The organism is Dyadobacter frigoris, from assembly GCF_005280585.1.
Taxonomy (GTDB): Bacteria; Bacteroidota; Bacteroidia; order Cytophagales; family Spirosomataceae; genus Dyadobacter; species Dyadobacter frigoris.
In genome coordinates this window covers 113,505-129,078 of the sequence record NZ_SZVO01000012.1, presented here as the reverse complement: position 1 = coordinate 129,078, position 15,574 = coordinate 113,505, and the positions used below count along the sequence as shown (strand labels likewise).

The window sequence follows — 15,574 nt, the reverse complement described above, 5'->3', positions numbered from 1 at the left end:
TTGGTTAAAGCCTTTCAATATTGTTACAAGTTCCGTGCCCGAGAGCCGGAAGTCAGGGTAAGGTAATGGATACTTTTTCGGGATCTTGATTTGTACCTGCAATGACCCTAAAACTTACTCTGTTTAAAACCAACGGATCGCCGTCCTTAACATTGGCCGTTTCCCCCGTGATCAGTTCTGCCAGACTGAGATATTTCCCTTCATAATCCCTTAGCCAGGGAAGTGACAACGTATTGCGAATCCGTTGTAAATGCATAAATCCTTCGGCAATCCATACCTTTTCAGACTTTGAATAAAAATAATCCGAATATTCTTCCAGCTCAGGAATGTCACCAAAAATGCCCTCCATAATATCCTGCATCGCTATTATGCCCAGATATCTGCCCGCCGGATCCCGGACTATCCCAAAATCAACCCGCTTTTCTTTAAAAATGCTGAAAATATCCCGCGCCGCCATGTCAGCCGGAATTGAACAGGCCTCCAGTGTTGTTTTTTGCCAGTCCTGCTCGTCATTCAGAAGAAAAATTTTCGTGCTGACAATTCCTGTAATATTATCCTCATGCTCCGTAAAAACCGGAAAGTAGGAATAAGGCCTCTTTTCAATAAACTCTTTCAGTACCTGTCTGTCCCAAATGACGGGCACAGCCGCTACAATGCGGGCAGGTTTCATAATTCTTTTTGCGGTCAGATTTTTAAAAGTGATCACATTCTGGTGCAGCCATAGTTGTTGTTTCTCCAATATGCCTTGTTTATAAGCTGCACTAAGTACTCTTCTCAAATCTTTTTCGGTGTACTTTTTACTACCCTGACTTTGGATTGGCAATAGTGATAACAAATACCGGGAACTGACTGTCAGCAACTTGATAAACGGATATATAATTTTGGAAAATAAACTCAAAGAGGGAGCAATGGCCAGCGATATTCTCACCGGAATTTGAAGTGCAATTGATTTCGGAAGTAATTCTCCAAAAACGATGGTCAGATAAGTGATCAATCCGATACCAACGATTAATGAAGAAACATGTGCTGCAAAATCAGATACACCAATTTCCACAAGCGATATCTCCAATTCTTTGGCAACAATATTTCCACCATAAATCCCTTCAACCAATCCAAGCAGCGTGATTCCAACCTGGACAGCACTTAAAAATTCATCCGGATTTTTAATCAGTTTCAGTACCTGAGCTGCTTTGGGATTATTTTTGAAATTTTCGTCAGACATTTCGCTGTCCGTTACCGAAACAAGTGCTATTTCTGCCAGAGAAAAATAACCGTTTAAAATAATAAGGAGAATAATAACAAGAATGGCCATTTGATTATGGTTTGTTACGATAGCAATAAACATTGAAATACTTTATGAAACACAGAACACCGCCTGTTAATTTATAAGCCTGTATGATTTCTGTTCATTCTGAGTCAGGAAATCCCATTCGATACTTCCTGATTCACTTCAAATATCCAACACAATTACCGTTCATATAAAAATAGGAAATTCACAGTTGCACTTATTTTAAAAATAACTAATTTGACATTTCTTACCACCAAATTATGTTTTTGTTTATGAACAAATTTTCCCTGATTTGCTTCGCTCTGCTTACTGCCTTATCGGCAGGTGCACAGGACAGACAGCCCTCGAACATTCATCTTACCAAGTTGCCCAACGGGCTGGAAGTACTTGTACTGGAAGATAATTCCGTTCCGCTGGTAACAGTTGAAATTGCTGTCAAAAACGGTTCTTTTACCGAATCACCTGAATATAATGGGCTCTCACACCTTTATGAGCACATGTTTTTCAAGGCTAATAAAGACATTCCTTCACAGGAAAAATATCTGGAACGGGTTCAGGAACTTGGTATTTCTTTCAACGGGACTACGGGCACAGAACGTGTAAATTATTTCTTTACTCTGGGCAGCGACGAAGTGACAGAAGGCCTGCAGTTTCTAAACAGTGCCATCCGCTATCCATTATTTCTTGAAAAGGAAATGAAAAATGAAAATCCGGTTGTTGATGGTGAATTCCAACGAGCGGAAAGCAGCCCTTTCTTTCCTCTTTTCAATAAGTTTGATCATAAAATGTGGGGAGATCTGTATTCAAGAAAAAATGTAATTGGCGACCACAACATCATTTTGACCTGTACCCCGGAAAAAATGAATGTGATCAAAGACAAGTATTACTATCCAAACAATTCGATTCTGGTTGTTGCAGGAAATGTTAAAAATGATGACATTCTTAAAAAAGTAACTGCCATATTCGGAGACTGGAAAGCGGCGGATTTTGATCCGATTCAAAAATGGCCAATTCCTGAAATCAAGCCGCTGAATCCGGCGGATTCCCTGAGTTTTGTAGTTACCAGCCCTAATGCGCGCGTACCGGCACTCGAAATTGCATGGCATGGCCCGGATACCAGAAACGATATAAAAAATACGCTGGTGGCCGATGTATTTTCTTTTATTCTTTCGCAAAAGAACTCCAAATTCCAGAAATCATTGGTAGATCAGGGTTATGCACTCAACCTGAGTATCAATTATCTGACCCAGAAATATGTTGGTCCGATCCAGTTATTTATGATCCCGAATCCTGCCAAATTCGAAGAATCATTTAAAGTATTAAAACAGCAGATAGATCAATTTGATGCTCCGGATTATTATACCGACGAGCAGATTGAAACCGCTAAAATAAAACTGGCGAATGGAGAAAAATACAGCTCCGAAGTTACTTCCGAATATATTCATACCCTTACTTTCTGGTGGGCGTCGGCTTCATTGCCGTACTATTTTAATTATGTCAATGAAATCAATAAAATAACAAGAGCTGATTTGAATGCCTATGTTCAGAAATATATCAAAGGCAAGCCCTGCGTGAAAGGTTTACTGCTTAATGCTGAGCAGCAAAAAACGTTAAATGTGAAAAATGTAGATGCGCTGTTCAACTAAAAAGAATCCACTTCCTATGAAAAATATATTTTCTTTTTCAGCAATACTATGTTGTCTGATATTGGTTTCCAGCCCGATTTTCGCGCAAAACACAACAAAAGAAATCAATTTTGAAGGCCTTAAAATCATTTATAAAAAGACGCCGAAACAGGTAATTACGGCAAGTCTTTTTATAAAAGGAGGCACAGCCAATATTACTGACGCACAGCAGGGACTTGAAGTTATGGCTTTAAATCTGGCGCTGGATGGTGGTACAAAAAAATTAAACAAAGACGATTTTGCGGCCAAAGCGGACAAACTTGGGACCAGTTTTGCGGCCAGCGGATCAACAGATTACAGTACGATGACGATGACAAGCCTGAAAGAAAATTTTGGAGCAAGCTGGGAAATGTTCAACAATGCAATCTTTGAGCCTGCGATGGATGAAAGCGAATTCAAGGTTTTGAAAGATCAGATGATCGCACAGGCAAAACAGCGCGAGTCGGACCCGGATACTTATCTGAGAAAAATGGCAACCGAAGCACTGTTTGGCGGTACAGATTATGCAAAAACCCCGGAAGGAACGCCTGCTTCTTTGGAAACCATCACTTTGGCTGATGTAAAAACATACTATCAAAATCTTTTGGGTAAGAAAAAATGTTACCTGGTAGTTGTAGGAAATATTGACGAAAAAGAGCTTTTGCAAAATGTAAAAAACAGTCTGGCAAAATTGCCTGCCGGACAACTTGCCAAAACGCCAACTTTCAAAAGTGTTACTACGCCTGATGCGATTATCAAGGACAGAACGCTGGCGACCAATTATATCCTGGGCACAATGAACGCACCTAAATACAATTCGGTTGACGGGCCGCTTTTTGACTTCGCCATCCGGATTCTTTACGACCGTTATTTTGTCGAGCTGCGCACAAAAAGAAGTCTTTCTTATGCGCCAGCCGCCAGCTACAATAAAAGAACCATTCAGCAGCCTTTGGCCAATTTGTACATCACCACCATTGATCCGAAACAATCACTTTTGGTGATGACGGATATAATTAACAGTATCAAAAAAGACGGTTTCACCGAAAAAGAAGTGAAAGACAAAAAGAAAAGCTTCCTTACCCGTTATTATATGACGAACGAATCGAGCGCGGCACAGGCGTCCCAACTTGGTTTTTGTGAAGCATCAGGAAACTGGAAGTTATTTGACGAAATCAACAATAAAATCAGTCTGGTAAAATTAGCTGACCTGAATAAAGCTTTCAATAAATACATGACGGTTATCGACTGGGCCTATCTGGGCAAACAGGATCAGGTTGCCAAAGAGGATTTCAAACAGCTGGCTAAATAAAGTAAGTAATTTTAGTAATGCCTGAAATGCCATAGTCATTCCGCTTCATTTTTTGTCATAATCTTTAAAGAGATTGCATGACAGAAAATGAAGCTTTTTAAATTCTCAAACTTTATATTTTCCCCAAAAACACAAATCAGTTTAATGAAAAAAATCAGTACGCTTCTGTTTTTATTTTTAACCATTTCTTTTGTCAACGGACAGACACTTTATTCAAAAGCGTTTGGAAACAGCAAAAACAAACCTTTAATTTTCCTTCACGGTGGCCCGGGAAATAGTTCTGTTTACTTTGAAGCCACTACGGCACAGAAACTTGCAGATAAAGGATTTTATGTCATTATTTATGACAGACGAGGCGAGGGCCGCTCAAAAGATACCGAAGCAAAAATGAATTTTCGTGAATATTTCGAAGATTTAAATAGCCTCTACAAAAAATACCGATTAACAAAAGCTACCCTAATCGGATTCAGTTTTGGTGGTTTGGTAACCGCTCAGTTTGCCGAGAAATATCCGAAAAAAATAAAATCGATCGTGCTTGTGAGTGCGCTGGTATCTCAGCAGGAATCTTACAATACGATACTAAGAACTACCAAGGCGATTTATGAGAAAAACGGAGATAATGCCAATCTGCAAGACCTTGCGCTAATTGAAAAAATGGATAAAAATACATTGGAATACCGGACGGCTTGCTTCAAACATGCCACACTGAACAGCTATTTCAAACTAAAAAATCCAAATCAGGAAGCGATAGAAATGTACGCAAGTTATGATACAGATCCGTTGATTACGAAATATGTCAAAAACGAGCAGGCAGTGCCCACATTCTGGAAAAACGAGCCGTTAAAAAATATTGATGTAAGCAGCAGTCTAAAAAAAATACGCAGCAAAAACATATCAATTTATGCGCTTAATGGCCGACAGGATGGAATTTTTTGTGAAGAACAAATGGCTGATCTGAGAAAAATTATTGGTAATGATCATGTCAAATATATTGACAACAGTTCTCATACTTTGTTTATTGACCAGCAGGCTGTGTTTTTATCTTCGGTGCAAAATTGGATTAAATAAACATTTGCTGTCAAAAAATCAGCTCTGGTAATCAACTGAACAGAATCTTGTTTATATTGGATAAAAAGAAAATATGAAAAATCTTATACTCCTGTACTTATTGATTACCAGCGCTTCTGCCGCTTTTGCACAGCAGCCGGATGTTGAAAAAAAACTCAAAGAACTGGGTTTACAGCTTCCTCCAAATCAGAAACCCATTGCCAACTATGTTAAAGCGGTTCGCTCGGGAAATCTTGTTTTCCTATCCGGTCAGGGGCCGTCAACTATCGATGGCAAATTACTTGCCGGAAAAGTAGGCAAAGAGCTGACTATTGAGCAAGGATATGACGCAGCCAAATTAACAGGATTGAGCCTTCTTTCTTCTTTGAAAGAGGAAATCGGTGATCTAAATAAAGTGAAGCGTATAGTCAAGGTTTTGGGAATGGTCAACTGCCCAGAGAACTTCACCGATCACCCAAAAGTGATCAATGGCTTCTCCGATTTGATGGTCGCTATTTTTGGAGAGAAAGGAAAACATGCCCGTTCCGCAGTAGGCATGAATTCTCTTCCTTTTAATATTCCTGTTGAAATTGAAATGGTGATAGAGGTCGAAAATTGATTTCAGAGTACTTTATTGAGTACTCTTTTCGCATTCCCGCCAACAATTTTACGTACTTCGTCATCTTTCAAACCTTTTGATTTTAACCCCTGAATCCATTCCGGCAACTGGGTATAGGTTGAAAATACAGGCTTGAAATTACCGTCCATATCTGTCCCCAAACCTACGTGGTCAACTCCTACGGCATCAATCAGTCGTAAGGTATTGTCAAGAAACTCTTCAAAACTGGTGTTAAAACCCGATGGCCAGGCACCTATCACGCCACCGGTACGGGCAACCATTTTGGCATGATCCACAGAAATGGCCCGTTTTGCCATCGGACGATTATCACCTGTTTGCAAAATTGAATGGGAAATAATGATTGGCGCGTCCGTGATATCGCAAACCGCTTTTGTAGTCGCTTCGGTGGCATGCGCCAGATCGATAAGCATTTTTAGCTTGTTCATTTTTTTGACAACTTCCTTACCTGCCGCTGAAAGTCCATTATGCATCGGTTGCTCCGTTTGAAGATCGCCCAGTTCATTGGTATGATAATGAACCAGCTGAACAGAACGAACGCCATCCTGATACATTTGATCCAGATGTGATGCATTTCCTTCCAGAAAATCTCCACCTTCAACCGAAATAAAAGCGGCTGTTTTTTTACTTTTCAAAGCATCATCCAGACTGGAAGCTTTGGTAGCTAAAATTAAATCATTGACCGAGATAATGTCTTTAAGTATTTTGATCTGGCGGTTGTACTCTGCCCAGGCTTCATTCGGTTCATAGGAGCGCGAAGGTTTAACACCGGTTGGCCCGATTTCGATAACTTTTGCATCAGCCACCAGAGCAAAAAAAGCACCCGTTAACTTTCCCTCTTTGATATCACCCAGTGTCTTTTTCAACATCCCGTCACCCGGATACATCTTTGTTTCTTTGGCAAAAAATAATCCCGGATGTGCATGAAAATCAAATGTCAGATAAGGCTTGTCATCAGCGGAAAAATCAATGCCATTAACAAAAGGAGCAGCGGCAAGAAAACTGCCCGCTTTTTGCAGAAAATCTCTGCGGTTCACTTGATTACTTTCCATTGAAAATAGAGTTGCTTAGGGTGGTTTAGAAAAGGCCAAAACTTCGGAACTCCTGATATACAACCAGATTCCCAAAAAATTGCCCATATCAATATAGACAGGATTTTACTTCTTTCAAAAATCCAAAGATTGCTTTAAATGAAATTTTTCTAAAATAGAATCGTCAGAATTTATTGTTAAAATCAGACAAAACATATCAGAATATGAACATAAATATTGTCGCAATGTCTCTTTTTTTATCTTTGGTTAAAAAGTTACCAATAAAAAAATCCCCATAATTTCTCAAAACTCATGATGATTGGCATAACTTAGCCTACTGATTAACTTGATAAAATGTGCTAACCCTTTGTAATGAGTAAAATAAAGATCCTTTCCGGACTTCTGTTTCTTTCGATTATCACCATTGCGCTGCTTTCATGGAAAAGCAAAACGGAAAATACTAAGAGTAAAGCCGCAGCCAAACGACCGAATATTATCGTGATCATGGCGGATGATATGGGCTTTTCTGATGCCGGCTGTTACGGCGGAGAAATTCAGACACCCAATATTGATTTTCTTGCACAAAATGGAATCCGTTACCGGCAGTTTTACAATACTTCCAGGTGCTGCCCTACCCGCGCCTCTTTACTGACGGGCCTGTATAATCAACAGGCCGGAATCGGGAAAATGACTGAGGCGGAGGACGCGCCAGGTTATCAGGGACACATTACTGACAATGCCGTGACCATAGCCGAAGTACTAAAATCATCAGGTTATCATACGGCTATGTCCGGCAAATGGCATGTTTCAAATACTATCTCTCAAAAAAATCCAAAAGAGCAGCTTAACTGGCTTAACCACCAGAAAGATTTCGGGCCATTTTCACCGATTGAGCAATATCCTACGGCCAAAGGTTTTGAGAAATTCTTCGGCACGATCTGGGGAGTAATTGATTTTTTCGATCCTTTTAGTCTGGTAAATGGTACGGAGACTGTAAAATCGGTTCCAAAAGATTATTACCATACCGACGCCATTAACGATACGACAGTGTCTTACATCAGGGAATATGCAAAAAGTGATAAACCATTTTTTATCTATGTCGCTCAAAATGCACCGCACTGGCCACTGATGGCTAAGCCAAAAGACATTGCAAAATATAAGGAAACCTATAAAGTTGGCTGGGATGTGATTCGGGAACAGCGGTACAAAAAAATGATCAAACTGGGCCTGATAGATCCTGCAACTACAAAACTCCCCGTTGATCCTATCGATGAAACAAAATGGGAAAACAACCCGGACAAAGACTGGGACGCAACGGCTATGGCTGTGCACGCTGCGATGATCGATAATATGGATCAGGGTATCGGGCGAATTATCAATGCTTTAAAACAAACCGGGCAGATGGATAATACCTTGATATTATTTTTGTCAGATAATGGTGCAAGTGCAGAAAACTGCGCCAATTATGGCCCGGGTTTCGATCGTCCAAGCCAGACACGAGATGGTAAAACGATTGTTTACGCTACAAAAAAACAGGCTATTCCTGGCCCTCAAACCACTTATTCATCCATAGGACCACGATGGGCGCATGTTGCCAATACGCCTTACCGATACTGGAAAGAACAATCTTTTGAAGGCGGGATTCATACGCCTATGATTGCATTCTGGCCGAAAGGTATTACGGTCAAAAAAGGAGGATTCAGTGATTTTACAGGTCACGTGATGGATTTTATGCTTACGTTTTGTGAACTGGCCGGTACGGAATATCCCAGCAATTTTAATGGTAAAAAAATAACGCCTTCTTCTGGAAAAAGTCTAGTTGCTTCTTTTCAAAATAAAAACGAAAAAGGCCACCCGCAGCTTTTCAATGAACATTTCGGGGCTCGTTATATGCGCAGCCAAAACTGGAAACTGGTTGCCCTTCCAAGAGATTCAAGCTGGCATTTGTACGACATCAGCAAGGATAAAACGGAAACCGTTGATCTGGCTGCGAGTAATCCATCCAAAGTGCATGAGCTTGACAGTCTTTGGAATAACTGGGCGAAAACGCATCAGGTATTTCCTAAACCGGGCCGGGTTGCGAAATAATTTGTTTGTGCATTTTAAGTATTATGGAAGAATTCTTTCAGGAAATTGAACGGTATCATGCTTTGTCAGAAGCTTGTAAAAACGAGTTTGCCAGTCTTTTGAAAACACGTTTTATTTCAAAAAACAATTTTCTATTACGGGCAGGAGAAATTCCGGTTTCTTATGCGTTTGTTTCCAAAGGACTTTTCTCCTACTATTTCACCTCAGAAAATGGAGATATAGTTATCAAAAAGTTTTTTGCAGAAAAATCATTGATTGCTTCCACATCGGCCCTGATAGAAAACCGCCCCGGCCATTTCAGTATTTGTGCGCTGGAAGATAGTACAGTCCTGACTTATAACGATCAGCAATATCGCAGTTTGATGCACAAGTACCCTGAACTTGCTTTTTTCCACATCGCCTATCTTGAAAAAAACTGGGTTGTAAAAAAAGAACATTTGGAGATCAGCCTTAAATACGAAACAGCGGCAGCGCGTTATCAAAAATTCCATCAGGAATATCAGCAAATTGAAAGCCGCCTTAAGTTACATCAGATCGCATCCTATTTGGGCATTACCCCTACCCAACTCAGCCGCATCCGAAAAACGATGTAACAATTTCCAAAGTCTCAACATATGTAGATGTTTCCTGTCAAAGAGAAGTTGAACTTTGTTCCTCGGATTTCACTTTATCAGTTTCTCGTTGACATTAAGTTATGAATATTAAAAAAATTGAAGGTGCCGCGTTGATTGCACTGGGTGCGGCAAGTTATGGAATCCTGGCCACGATTGTCAAATTTGCAAATAACCAGGGTGTTCATACCAGTTTACTGATTTTTGCACAGTTTTCAATCGGGCTGTTTTTTCTGGTTTGTTATTCCAAAATAAAAGATTCCGGTACCAACAGGACGGATAATAATGACAAAAATACTAAATTAAAATTGTTGCTCTTTGGTACTTCTCTGGGTTTAACCAGTTGTTTTTATTATTTGTCCATACGTTACATTCCAGTTTCAGTTGGCATCATTCTTCTGATGCAAACAATCTGGATGAGTATTGTCTGGGAAGCGTTCTCACAAAAAACTACGGTCAGTTTATCCAAAATCATAGGTGCAGTACTTATTGTTGCGGGAACATTATTGGCAACAAATATTTTTAGCCAGCATGTAGATTTAAACTGGAAGGGTGTTGGACTTGGACTTTTGGCAGCTTGCTGTTATACCATCTCCATGCATGCTTCCAATCATGTTGCGTCCAATCTTGATAGTCATACAAGAAGTAAATACCTGATAGCCGGCGGAATGATCATTGTTTTATTATTCTGGAATACGGATATATGGCTTCATTTCGACTGGCTTGCCTTTTTAAAATGGGGTGCGGTCCTGGCACTTTTTGGCACCATTTTACCTCCCTTGTTATTTACCAAAGGAATGCCTATGACCGGCATGGCACTCGGTGGTATTATCGCAGCGGTTGAAATCCCGGTCTCCATTTTCTCTGCACATCTGATTCTGGGAGAGGCCGTTTCCTGGCTGCAATGGGCGGGAGTAGCCTTAATTCTTGGCTCGGTTATCGTGATCAATCTGAAAACTTTTTATGAACCCCGAATCAGTAATGCCCAGATAACAGGCAAGCCAAAAATCTAAGTCTTTCAACAAAAGTCAGGTTATTTTTCAAATACCAGCGATTCAGCTTTGGCGCCAAGTTCTTCCAGGTCCGACAAAATCGAGGAAGTAAAGGCATCCGGACCGCAGACATAAAAAGGTTGAGAGAAATCCCTGATCTTTGACTGAAGAAATTTCTTATCAATTCGGCCATGATAAAATCCTTCTGCTCCTTCCGACGAGATAAGATTGAAAAACCGGTCACCCAGCATTTTCTCAAATTCATCTTTCAGAATGATATCTGAAACGGTTTTATTGGAGAAAAACAATCTGTTGAGACCCACTTTATTTTGCGAATACAAATCCCGAAAAATGGCAATAAAAGGAGTAATTCCAGCACCACCAGCTAAAAAAACACCTTCGCCCCGATATGCTATTGCTCCCCAGGAATCACTGATTTCAAAGCTGTCACCTGGTTTTATCTGAGTAAGCTGATTGGTCACACCGTCATGGTCTGTGTAGGATTTTATCGTAAATTCCAGCGTCTCACTGTCGGGCAGCGAAGTAAATGTAAAAGGGCGTTTTTCTTTTTCCCGGTTTTCTTTCAGGATCGAAAGGTCTGTTGCCTGACCGGGCGTATAAGTAAACCCTGCTGGTTTTTCAATCGTAAATGCGTGAACATTATGAGTTACATTTTTAACAGCAATTACTTTAACCTGATAATCTGCCATAGTTTTTATATCAAAATAGTAAAAAACAAATTGGTCAAAAGCCATCATATCAAATAACGGACCGGCCAGATGTAAATATAAAAACTATGAGATGATAATTTCACAATCCTGCCTGTATATCATTCGTGGCAGAGAACGAAAGTCACGAAAAACTGATACCATCAAAAATAACAAAACTGTATCTGTTTTACCTCGTGGAGGAAAAGTAATTTTGTAAATCAATCGATCAAAAATTTAATAAGCCAACCATGCATATTGTTGAAATCACTTTGGAAAATAATTACGGATATCAGGATTTTTTCGTGGAAGGACTCAAACGCCATAGCGAATTTTTCAAAATAAGTCCACAGGAACAGCGGCCTGGTTTTTTTCCTACAAAATGCACACCACACAGTTTTACGCTGGCAGCTCTTGACGAAAACGAAAAGCTAATGGGCGTAGTCAGTTTTCAGCTTTTAATGGAAGACCGAAAAAAGCTGGCCCACAAAGGCGAGCTTATTAGAATGTACGTATCCAGTGAAAACAAGGGGAAAAATATCGGGACCATATTAATTGAACAACTTATTGAGCGCGTCAAAACACAGTTACCCGATATTGAACAAATCAATCTGAATGTGGCCACAAGGAATGAAACTGCAAAAAAACTCTATACCAAACTCGGGTTTGAGCACTTCGGAACGGAGCGGAATGCTATTAAATTTGAAGGCAAATATATTGACGATGACTATATGTCACTACACATTAAGCGCTAATATCAACTCAATTTCAATTGTTTTTATAAATATATTCATGGAAAAGAAAGTAAAAGTTGGCGTTGTGCAGGCAACTCCGGCACTTTTTGATATTGCCAAAACAGTAGAAATTGTTTGCGAATGGATTGTAAAAGCCAAAGAAAGCGGCTGCGAAATGGTTCTTTTTCCCGAATCATTTATTCCCTGTTACCCAAGAGGCCTTAGTTTTGATGCGGTGATTGGAAAAAGGACAGAAAACGGAAGAAATATCTGGCTCGATTACTGGCAGAATAGCATTGAAGTAAATTCTGAATATATAAAAATTATAAGTGAAGCGGCTAAGGCTGCCAGTATACTGGTGGCGCTTGGTGTTACTGAAAAAGAAAGACTTGGAGGCTCTCTTCATTGTTCGCTTTTGTATTTTGGAAAAGACGGTACCTTACTTGGAAAACACCGGAAATTAAAACCAACCGGCCTGGAACGATATATTTGGGCGGAAAGTGACGGCAGTACATTGACAACACTGGAAACCGAACTGGGAAGAATTGGCGGACTGATCTGCTGGGAAAATTATATGCCGCTTGCCAGAATGTCCATGTATAGCAAAGGCGTTGAAATTTATCTGGCGCCAACAGCCGATTCAAGGCAATCATGGCAGGCAACTATGCTGCACATTGCTTTGGAAGGACGTTGTTTTGTGCTGGCGGCGAATCAATTTGTAAAAAAATCCGATTATCCTGAGCGTTATCAAAACCAGCTTTCCGGGGAACCTGAAATCATGTGCACCGGTGGAAGTGTCATCATTTCGCCAATGGGTGAGATTTTGGCCGGTCCGTTGTGGAATGAGGAAGGACTTTTAACGGCTGAACTTGATTTTTCAGAACTCGCCAAAAGCAAAATGGATTTTGACAGTATCGGTCATTACAGCCGCCCGGATGTTTTCGAGTTCAGCGTGAATAAACAGCCGGAAAGTATTAAAGTATTGTAATATCATTTATTCCTTTTGTACCAACAATCAGGTTAGAGGCTTAAGCTATCAAAAATAATCCTTGCCTGCAAATGCGGACAAGGAAATGGTTAATCATGGCTAATGAAACAAGAATTTATTGGTTTTTACTAATTGATGATTCAGGTATTTTTTAGAAGACTGTAATTATATATTTCCTCTTTTTTTTTGATGCGTTAAAAATCGTATTTATTCTACTTGAAATAAAATTTATTCGACAGAATACATCTTTTCGTCGACCAATGTAACCGTGCAGCACGTCAATTAAAAATGTCATAATACAGATGTAACCGAAGAAACCTTTTTTATAATTTTAGGAGAATCTCATCATAAAAAATAAGTATATTACCGTTAACTAAGTGACATATATTTCTTTTATGACTCATCCTCTTAAATGTTTTATCATTGACGACGAGCCCGATTCACGGGAGCTCATCAAAAAATTTGTAGAAAGAATTCCTTTTTTGACGGTTTGCGGAGAATCTGAGGATGCGATCGATGCACTCTTGCAGGTTCAGAAAATAAAGCCGGATCTGGTATTCCTGGACGTAGAAATGCCACAGATAAACGGCTTTGAATTTATTCGGACGTTAAATGGGAAATGCCCGAAAATAATCATGATCACGGCCTATGCCCAGTATGCGCTGGAAGGTTTTGAACATCAGGTGACGGACTATCTTGTAAAACCAGTTTCCTTTGAACGATTCATGAAAGCGGTTAACAAGTTCATGGAATATTTCATAATCGTACCACAAATCCTTTCTCCGACGACAGAAAATTCATTAAAAACTACGGATATTTCAAACGATCATTCCGCCAAGCCAGCGAAAGAAAATGAATTTATTCTGATCAAAAACGAGAAAAAAATGATCCGTGTCGCCGTGACTGATATTGTCATGATCGAGGCGATGAAAGATTATATTAAAGTACATCTGGCAGAAAAAGTCATCATTACGCACAGTACGCTTACTAAAATGGAGCAGTTACTTCCGGCCAATAAATTTCTGCGCATCAGCCGGTCGTGCATTATCAGGGAAAATGCGATCAGTGAAATAGATGGAAATGAGATCACGACTATCAACGGTAAAAAGGCAGATATTGGTGTAACGTATCGTGAAACCGTTTGGAACACTCTCAAAACGGAAGTAAATAAATGAAGCCAACTTTATCTGAAAGATTCCTGAATTTCCCAGGGCGTTCTGCTTTTGAGAAGATTATAAAACTTGCGGTGATTTGGATATTTCCATGGTTTTTCCTGCGTCATGCATTCACGGCGGATATCATGCAGGATAATGAGTACATCTCAAATCATGCCTCAGTTCTCGTTTATTGTCAGACCATTGCTGCATATTACCTGACCAGTTATTACATTTTTCCAAACTTTTTATACAAGAAAAAGTTTGTCGTGGTTGCACTTTTTGTGATCCTGTTGCTCAACGTGGCTCACTGGATGAATTATTACGAAATCAAATATCTGGCTACGCTAAGTGATGGAAATTTAAAAGTAAAACCATCCTATCTTCAAAAAGCCTGGAGAGATTATTACGAGCCATACGGTCTTCTTGGTGTTTTTAAAAGTAGTGAGGTTGCCTATCTAACCTTCGTTTGGAGTTACTTTGTAGTCAGCATTCTGCTCTTTATCAAACTGATAAAAGATATTTTGGGTTTTCGTACGGGCGGATTAAAACTTGAAAGGGATAAACTTAAACTTGAAAACGACAAACTCCAACTGGAAAAGGATAATCTCAATCTTGAAATTCAACGCTTTCAGCTGCAAAGCGAAAATCTGACGCTGGAACTTGGTTTTCTGAAATCCCAGATCAATCCGCATTTTCTGTTCAATATTTTAAACAGTCTTTATCTTCGAACGGTGGATTTGAATGGTGAAGCCTCTGATATTGTTTTGAAATTATCGGATCTGATGCGTTATAGCCTTTATTCTGTAAAGGAAGACAAGGTTTACCTGCAAAACGAACTCAGCTATATCCAGAATTATCTCGATCTTGAAAACTACCGTCGCTCCAAGGAACTTGCGGGTATTAGCATGACGGTCAGCGGAAATATTCAAAACAAAAAAATTGCCCCTTTGCTCCTGATTTCCTTTGTAGAAAATGCCTTTAAACATAGTCTGGATCAGTCGGCAAAAGAATCTTTCATACAAATCACTGCTGACATAGAGCTGGGAACGCTGAATTTCATTGTGGAGAACAGCTTTGACAAATTAAGAAAAAATTCTGAAAAACAGCCAATTGATGAGAATACCGAAGGTATTGGTCTTTCAAATACCCGCAAACGCCTGAATTTATTATACCCCGGATTGCACACATTGACGATTGATCAGACACAGCATATTTATAAGATTACGCTTAATATTGAGTTGGATCCGATTTAAACGTAATTAATTTGATATCAGGTTTTTATAGCTTTCATCTATCTTTCATAAGCATTGGTCTAAAATAT

General features: G+C 39.6%; 14 protein-coding genes. 11 read left to right on the top strand and 3 right to left on the bottom strand.

Annotated features, from left to right (window positions below; all coding sequences use genetic code 11):
• Nucleotides 1-52: 52 nt before the first annotated feature.
• A complete protein-coding gene (locus FDK13_RS23835; RefSeq protein ID WP_170982900.1) occupies nt 53-1,312 on the bottom strand; it encodes a hemolysin family protein in 1,260 nt (419 codons plus the stop codon).
• A gap of 248 nt (nt 1,313-1,560) precedes the next feature.
• Between FDK13_RS23835 and FDK13_RS23830 the strand changes: the two genes are divergently transcribed.
• The 4 genes from FDK13_RS23830 to FDK13_RS23815 all read left to right on the top strand — a co-directional run bounded on the left by FDK13_RS23830 (nt 1,561) and on the right by FDK13_RS23815 (nt 5,927).
• Nucleotides 1,561-2,934 carry a M16 family metallopeptidase gene (locus tag FDK13_RS23830; protein WP_137342518.1) on the top strand — a complete coding sequence of 458 codons (1,374 nt, stop codon included), beginning with the start codon at nt 1,561-1,563 and terminating at the stop codon, nt 2,932-2,934.
• Between the two features lie 16 nt (nt 2,935-2,950).
• On the top strand, nt 2,951-4,261 hold the full coding sequence (locus FDK13_RS23825) for a M16 family metallopeptidase (protein WP_170982899.1): 1,311 nt from the start codon (nt 2,951-2,953) through the stop codon (nt 4,259-4,261).
• A 144-nt stretch (nt 4,262-4,405) separates the two neighbouring features.
• Nucleotides 4,406-5,329: an alpha/beta fold hydrolase gene (locus FDK13_RS23820; protein ID WP_137342516.1), complete on the top strand. Its 924-nt coding sequence runs from the start codon at nt 4,406-4,408 to the stop codon at nt 5,327-5,329.
• A 73-nt stretch (nt 5,330-5,402) separates the two neighbouring features.
• Nucleotides 5,403-5,927, top strand: a complete 525-nt coding sequence (locus FDK13_RS23815; protein WP_137342515.1) for a RidA family protein — start codon at nt 5,403-5,405, stop codon at nt 5,925-5,927.
• Between the two features lie 2 nt (nt 5,928-5,929).
• On the opposite strand, the gene FDK13_RS23810 is transcribed toward FDK13_RS23815, so the two are convergent.
• Entirely contained in the window at nt 5,930-6,997 is a 1,068-nt protein-coding gene (locus FDK13_RS23810) for a dipeptidase (protein ID WP_137342514.1), read from the bottom strand.
• 351 nt (nt 6,998-7,348) lie between these two features.
• Here FDK13_RS23810 and FDK13_RS23805 point away from each other — a divergent pair, with 351 nt between their 5' ends.
• The 3 genes from FDK13_RS23805 to FDK13_RS23795 all read left to right on the top strand — a co-directional run bounded on the left by FDK13_RS23805 (nt 7,349) and on the right by FDK13_RS23795 (nt 10,688).
• The gene (locus FDK13_RS23805) at nt 7,349-9,064 is read left to right on the top strand and encodes an arylsulfatase (protein ID WP_137342513.1); all 1,716 of its coding nucleotides are present in this window, start codon (nt 7,349-7,351) and stop codon (nt 9,062-9,064) included.
• A gap of 23 nt (nt 9,065-9,087) precedes the next feature.
• Nucleotides 9,088-9,657, top strand: a complete 570-nt coding sequence (locus FDK13_RS23800) for a Crp/Fnr family transcriptional regulator (protein ID WP_137342512.1) — start codon at nt 9,088-9,090, stop codon at nt 9,655-9,657.
• Nucleotides 9,658-9,758: 101 nt separating this feature from the next.
• Nucleotides 9,759-10,688: an EamA family transporter gene (locus FDK13_RS23795; protein ID WP_137342511.1), complete on the top strand. Its 930-nt coding sequence runs from the start codon at nt 9,759-9,761 to the stop codon at nt 10,686-10,688.
• A 20-nt stretch (nt 10,689-10,708) separates the two neighbouring features.
• Here the strand turns inward: FDK13_RS23795 and FDK13_RS23790 are convergent, their stop codons facing one another.
• Nucleotides 10,709-11,377, bottom strand: coding sequence for an FAD-binding oxidoreductase (locus tag FDK13_RS23790; protein WP_137342510.1), 669 nt, complete (start codon nt 11,375-11,377; stop codon nt 10,709-10,711).
• Between the two features lie 248 nt (nt 11,378-11,625).
• Between FDK13_RS23790 and FDK13_RS23785 the strand changes: the two genes are divergently transcribed.
• The 4 genes from FDK13_RS23785 to FDK13_RS23770 all read left to right on the top strand — a co-directional run bounded on the left by FDK13_RS23785 (nt 11,626) and on the right by FDK13_RS23770 (nt 15,506).
• The gene (locus FDK13_RS23785; RefSeq protein ID WP_137342509.1) at nt 11,626-12,129 is read left to right on the top strand and encodes a GNAT family N-acetyltransferase; all 504 of its coding nucleotides are present in this window, start codon (nt 11,626-11,628) and stop codon (nt 12,127-12,129) included.
• A 37-nt stretch (nt 12,130-12,166) separates the two neighbouring features.
• The gene (locus FDK13_RS23780) at nt 12,167-13,096 is read left to right on the top strand and encodes a carbon-nitrogen hydrolase family protein (RefSeq protein ID WP_137342508.1); all 930 of its coding nucleotides are present in this window, start codon (nt 12,167-12,169) and stop codon (nt 13,094-13,096) included.
• A gap of 395 nt (nt 13,097-13,491) precedes the next feature.
• Entirely contained in the window at nt 13,492-14,271 is a 780-nt protein-coding gene (locus tag FDK13_RS23775; RefSeq protein ID WP_137342507.1) for a LytR/AlgR family response regulator transcription factor, read from the top strand.
• Entirely contained in the window at nt 14,268-15,506 is a 1,239-nt protein-coding gene (locus tag FDK13_RS23770; protein ID WP_137342506.1) for a sensor histidine kinase, read from the top strand. The genes FDK13_RS23775 and FDK13_RS23770 overlap by 4 nt, the downstream gene beginning before the upstream one ends.
• Nucleotides 15,507-15,574 lie beyond the last annotated feature (68 nt).

What these genes read in the sequence shown, in the direction of transcription:
- FDK13_RS23815 (WP_137342515.1), top strand. Translation starts at nt 5,403, where the DNA reads ATGAAAAATCTTATACTCCTGTACTTATTGATTACCAGCGCTTCTGCC.
- FDK13_RS23795 (WP_137342511.1), top strand. Translation starts at nt 9,759, where the DNA reads ATGAATATTAAAAAAATTGAAGGTGCCGCGTTGATTGCACTGGGTGCG.
- FDK13_RS23780 (WP_137342508.1), top strand. Translation starts at nt 12,167, where the DNA reads ATGGAAAAGAAAGTAAAAGTTGGCGTTGTGCAGGCAACTCCGGCACTT.
- FDK13_RS23785 (WP_137342509.1), top strand. Translation starts at nt 11,626, where the DNA reads ATGCATATTGTTGAAATCACTTTGGAAAATAATTACGGATATCAGGAT.
- FDK13_RS23820 (WP_137342516.1), top strand. Translation starts at nt 4,406, where the DNA reads ATGAAAAAAATCAGTACGCTTCTGTTTTTATTTTTAACCATTTCTTTT.
- FDK13_RS23830 (WP_137342518.1), top strand. Translation starts at nt 1,561, where the DNA reads ATGAACAAATTTTCCCTGATTTGCTTCGCTCTGCTTACTGCCTTATCG.
- FDK13_RS23810 (WP_137342514.1), bottom strand. Translation starts at nt 6,997, where the DNA reads ATGGAAAGTAATCAAGTGAACCGCAGAGATTTTCTGCAAAAAGCGGGC.
- FDK13_RS23770 (WP_137342506.1), top strand. Translation starts at nt 14,268, where the DNA reads ATGAAGCCAACTTTATCTGAAAGATTCCTGAATTTCCCAGGGCGTTCT.
- FDK13_RS23775 (WP_137342507.1), top strand. Translation starts at nt 13,492, where the DNA reads ATGACTCATCCTCTTAAATGTTTTATCATTGACGACGAGCCCGATTCA.
- FDK13_RS23790 (WP_137342510.1), bottom strand. Translation starts at nt 11,377, where the DNA reads ATGGCAGATTATCAGGTTAAAGTAATTGCTGTTAAAAATGTAACTCAT.
- FDK13_RS23825 (WP_170982899.1), top strand. Translation starts at nt 2,951, where the DNA reads ATGAAAAATATATTTTCTTTTTCAGCAATACTATGTTGTCTGATATTG.
- FDK13_RS23835 (WP_170982900.1), bottom strand. Translation starts at nt 1,312, where the DNA reads ATGGCCATTCTTGTTATTATTCTCCTTATTATTTTAAACGGTTATTTT.
- FDK13_RS23800 (WP_137342512.1), top strand. Translation starts at nt 9,088, where the DNA reads ATGGAAGAATTCTTTCAGGAAATTGAACGGTATCATGCTTTGTCAGAA.
- FDK13_RS23805 (WP_137342513.1), top strand. Translation starts at nt 7,349, where the DNA reads ATGAGTAAAATAAAGATCCTTTCCGGACTTCTGTTTCTTTCGATTATC.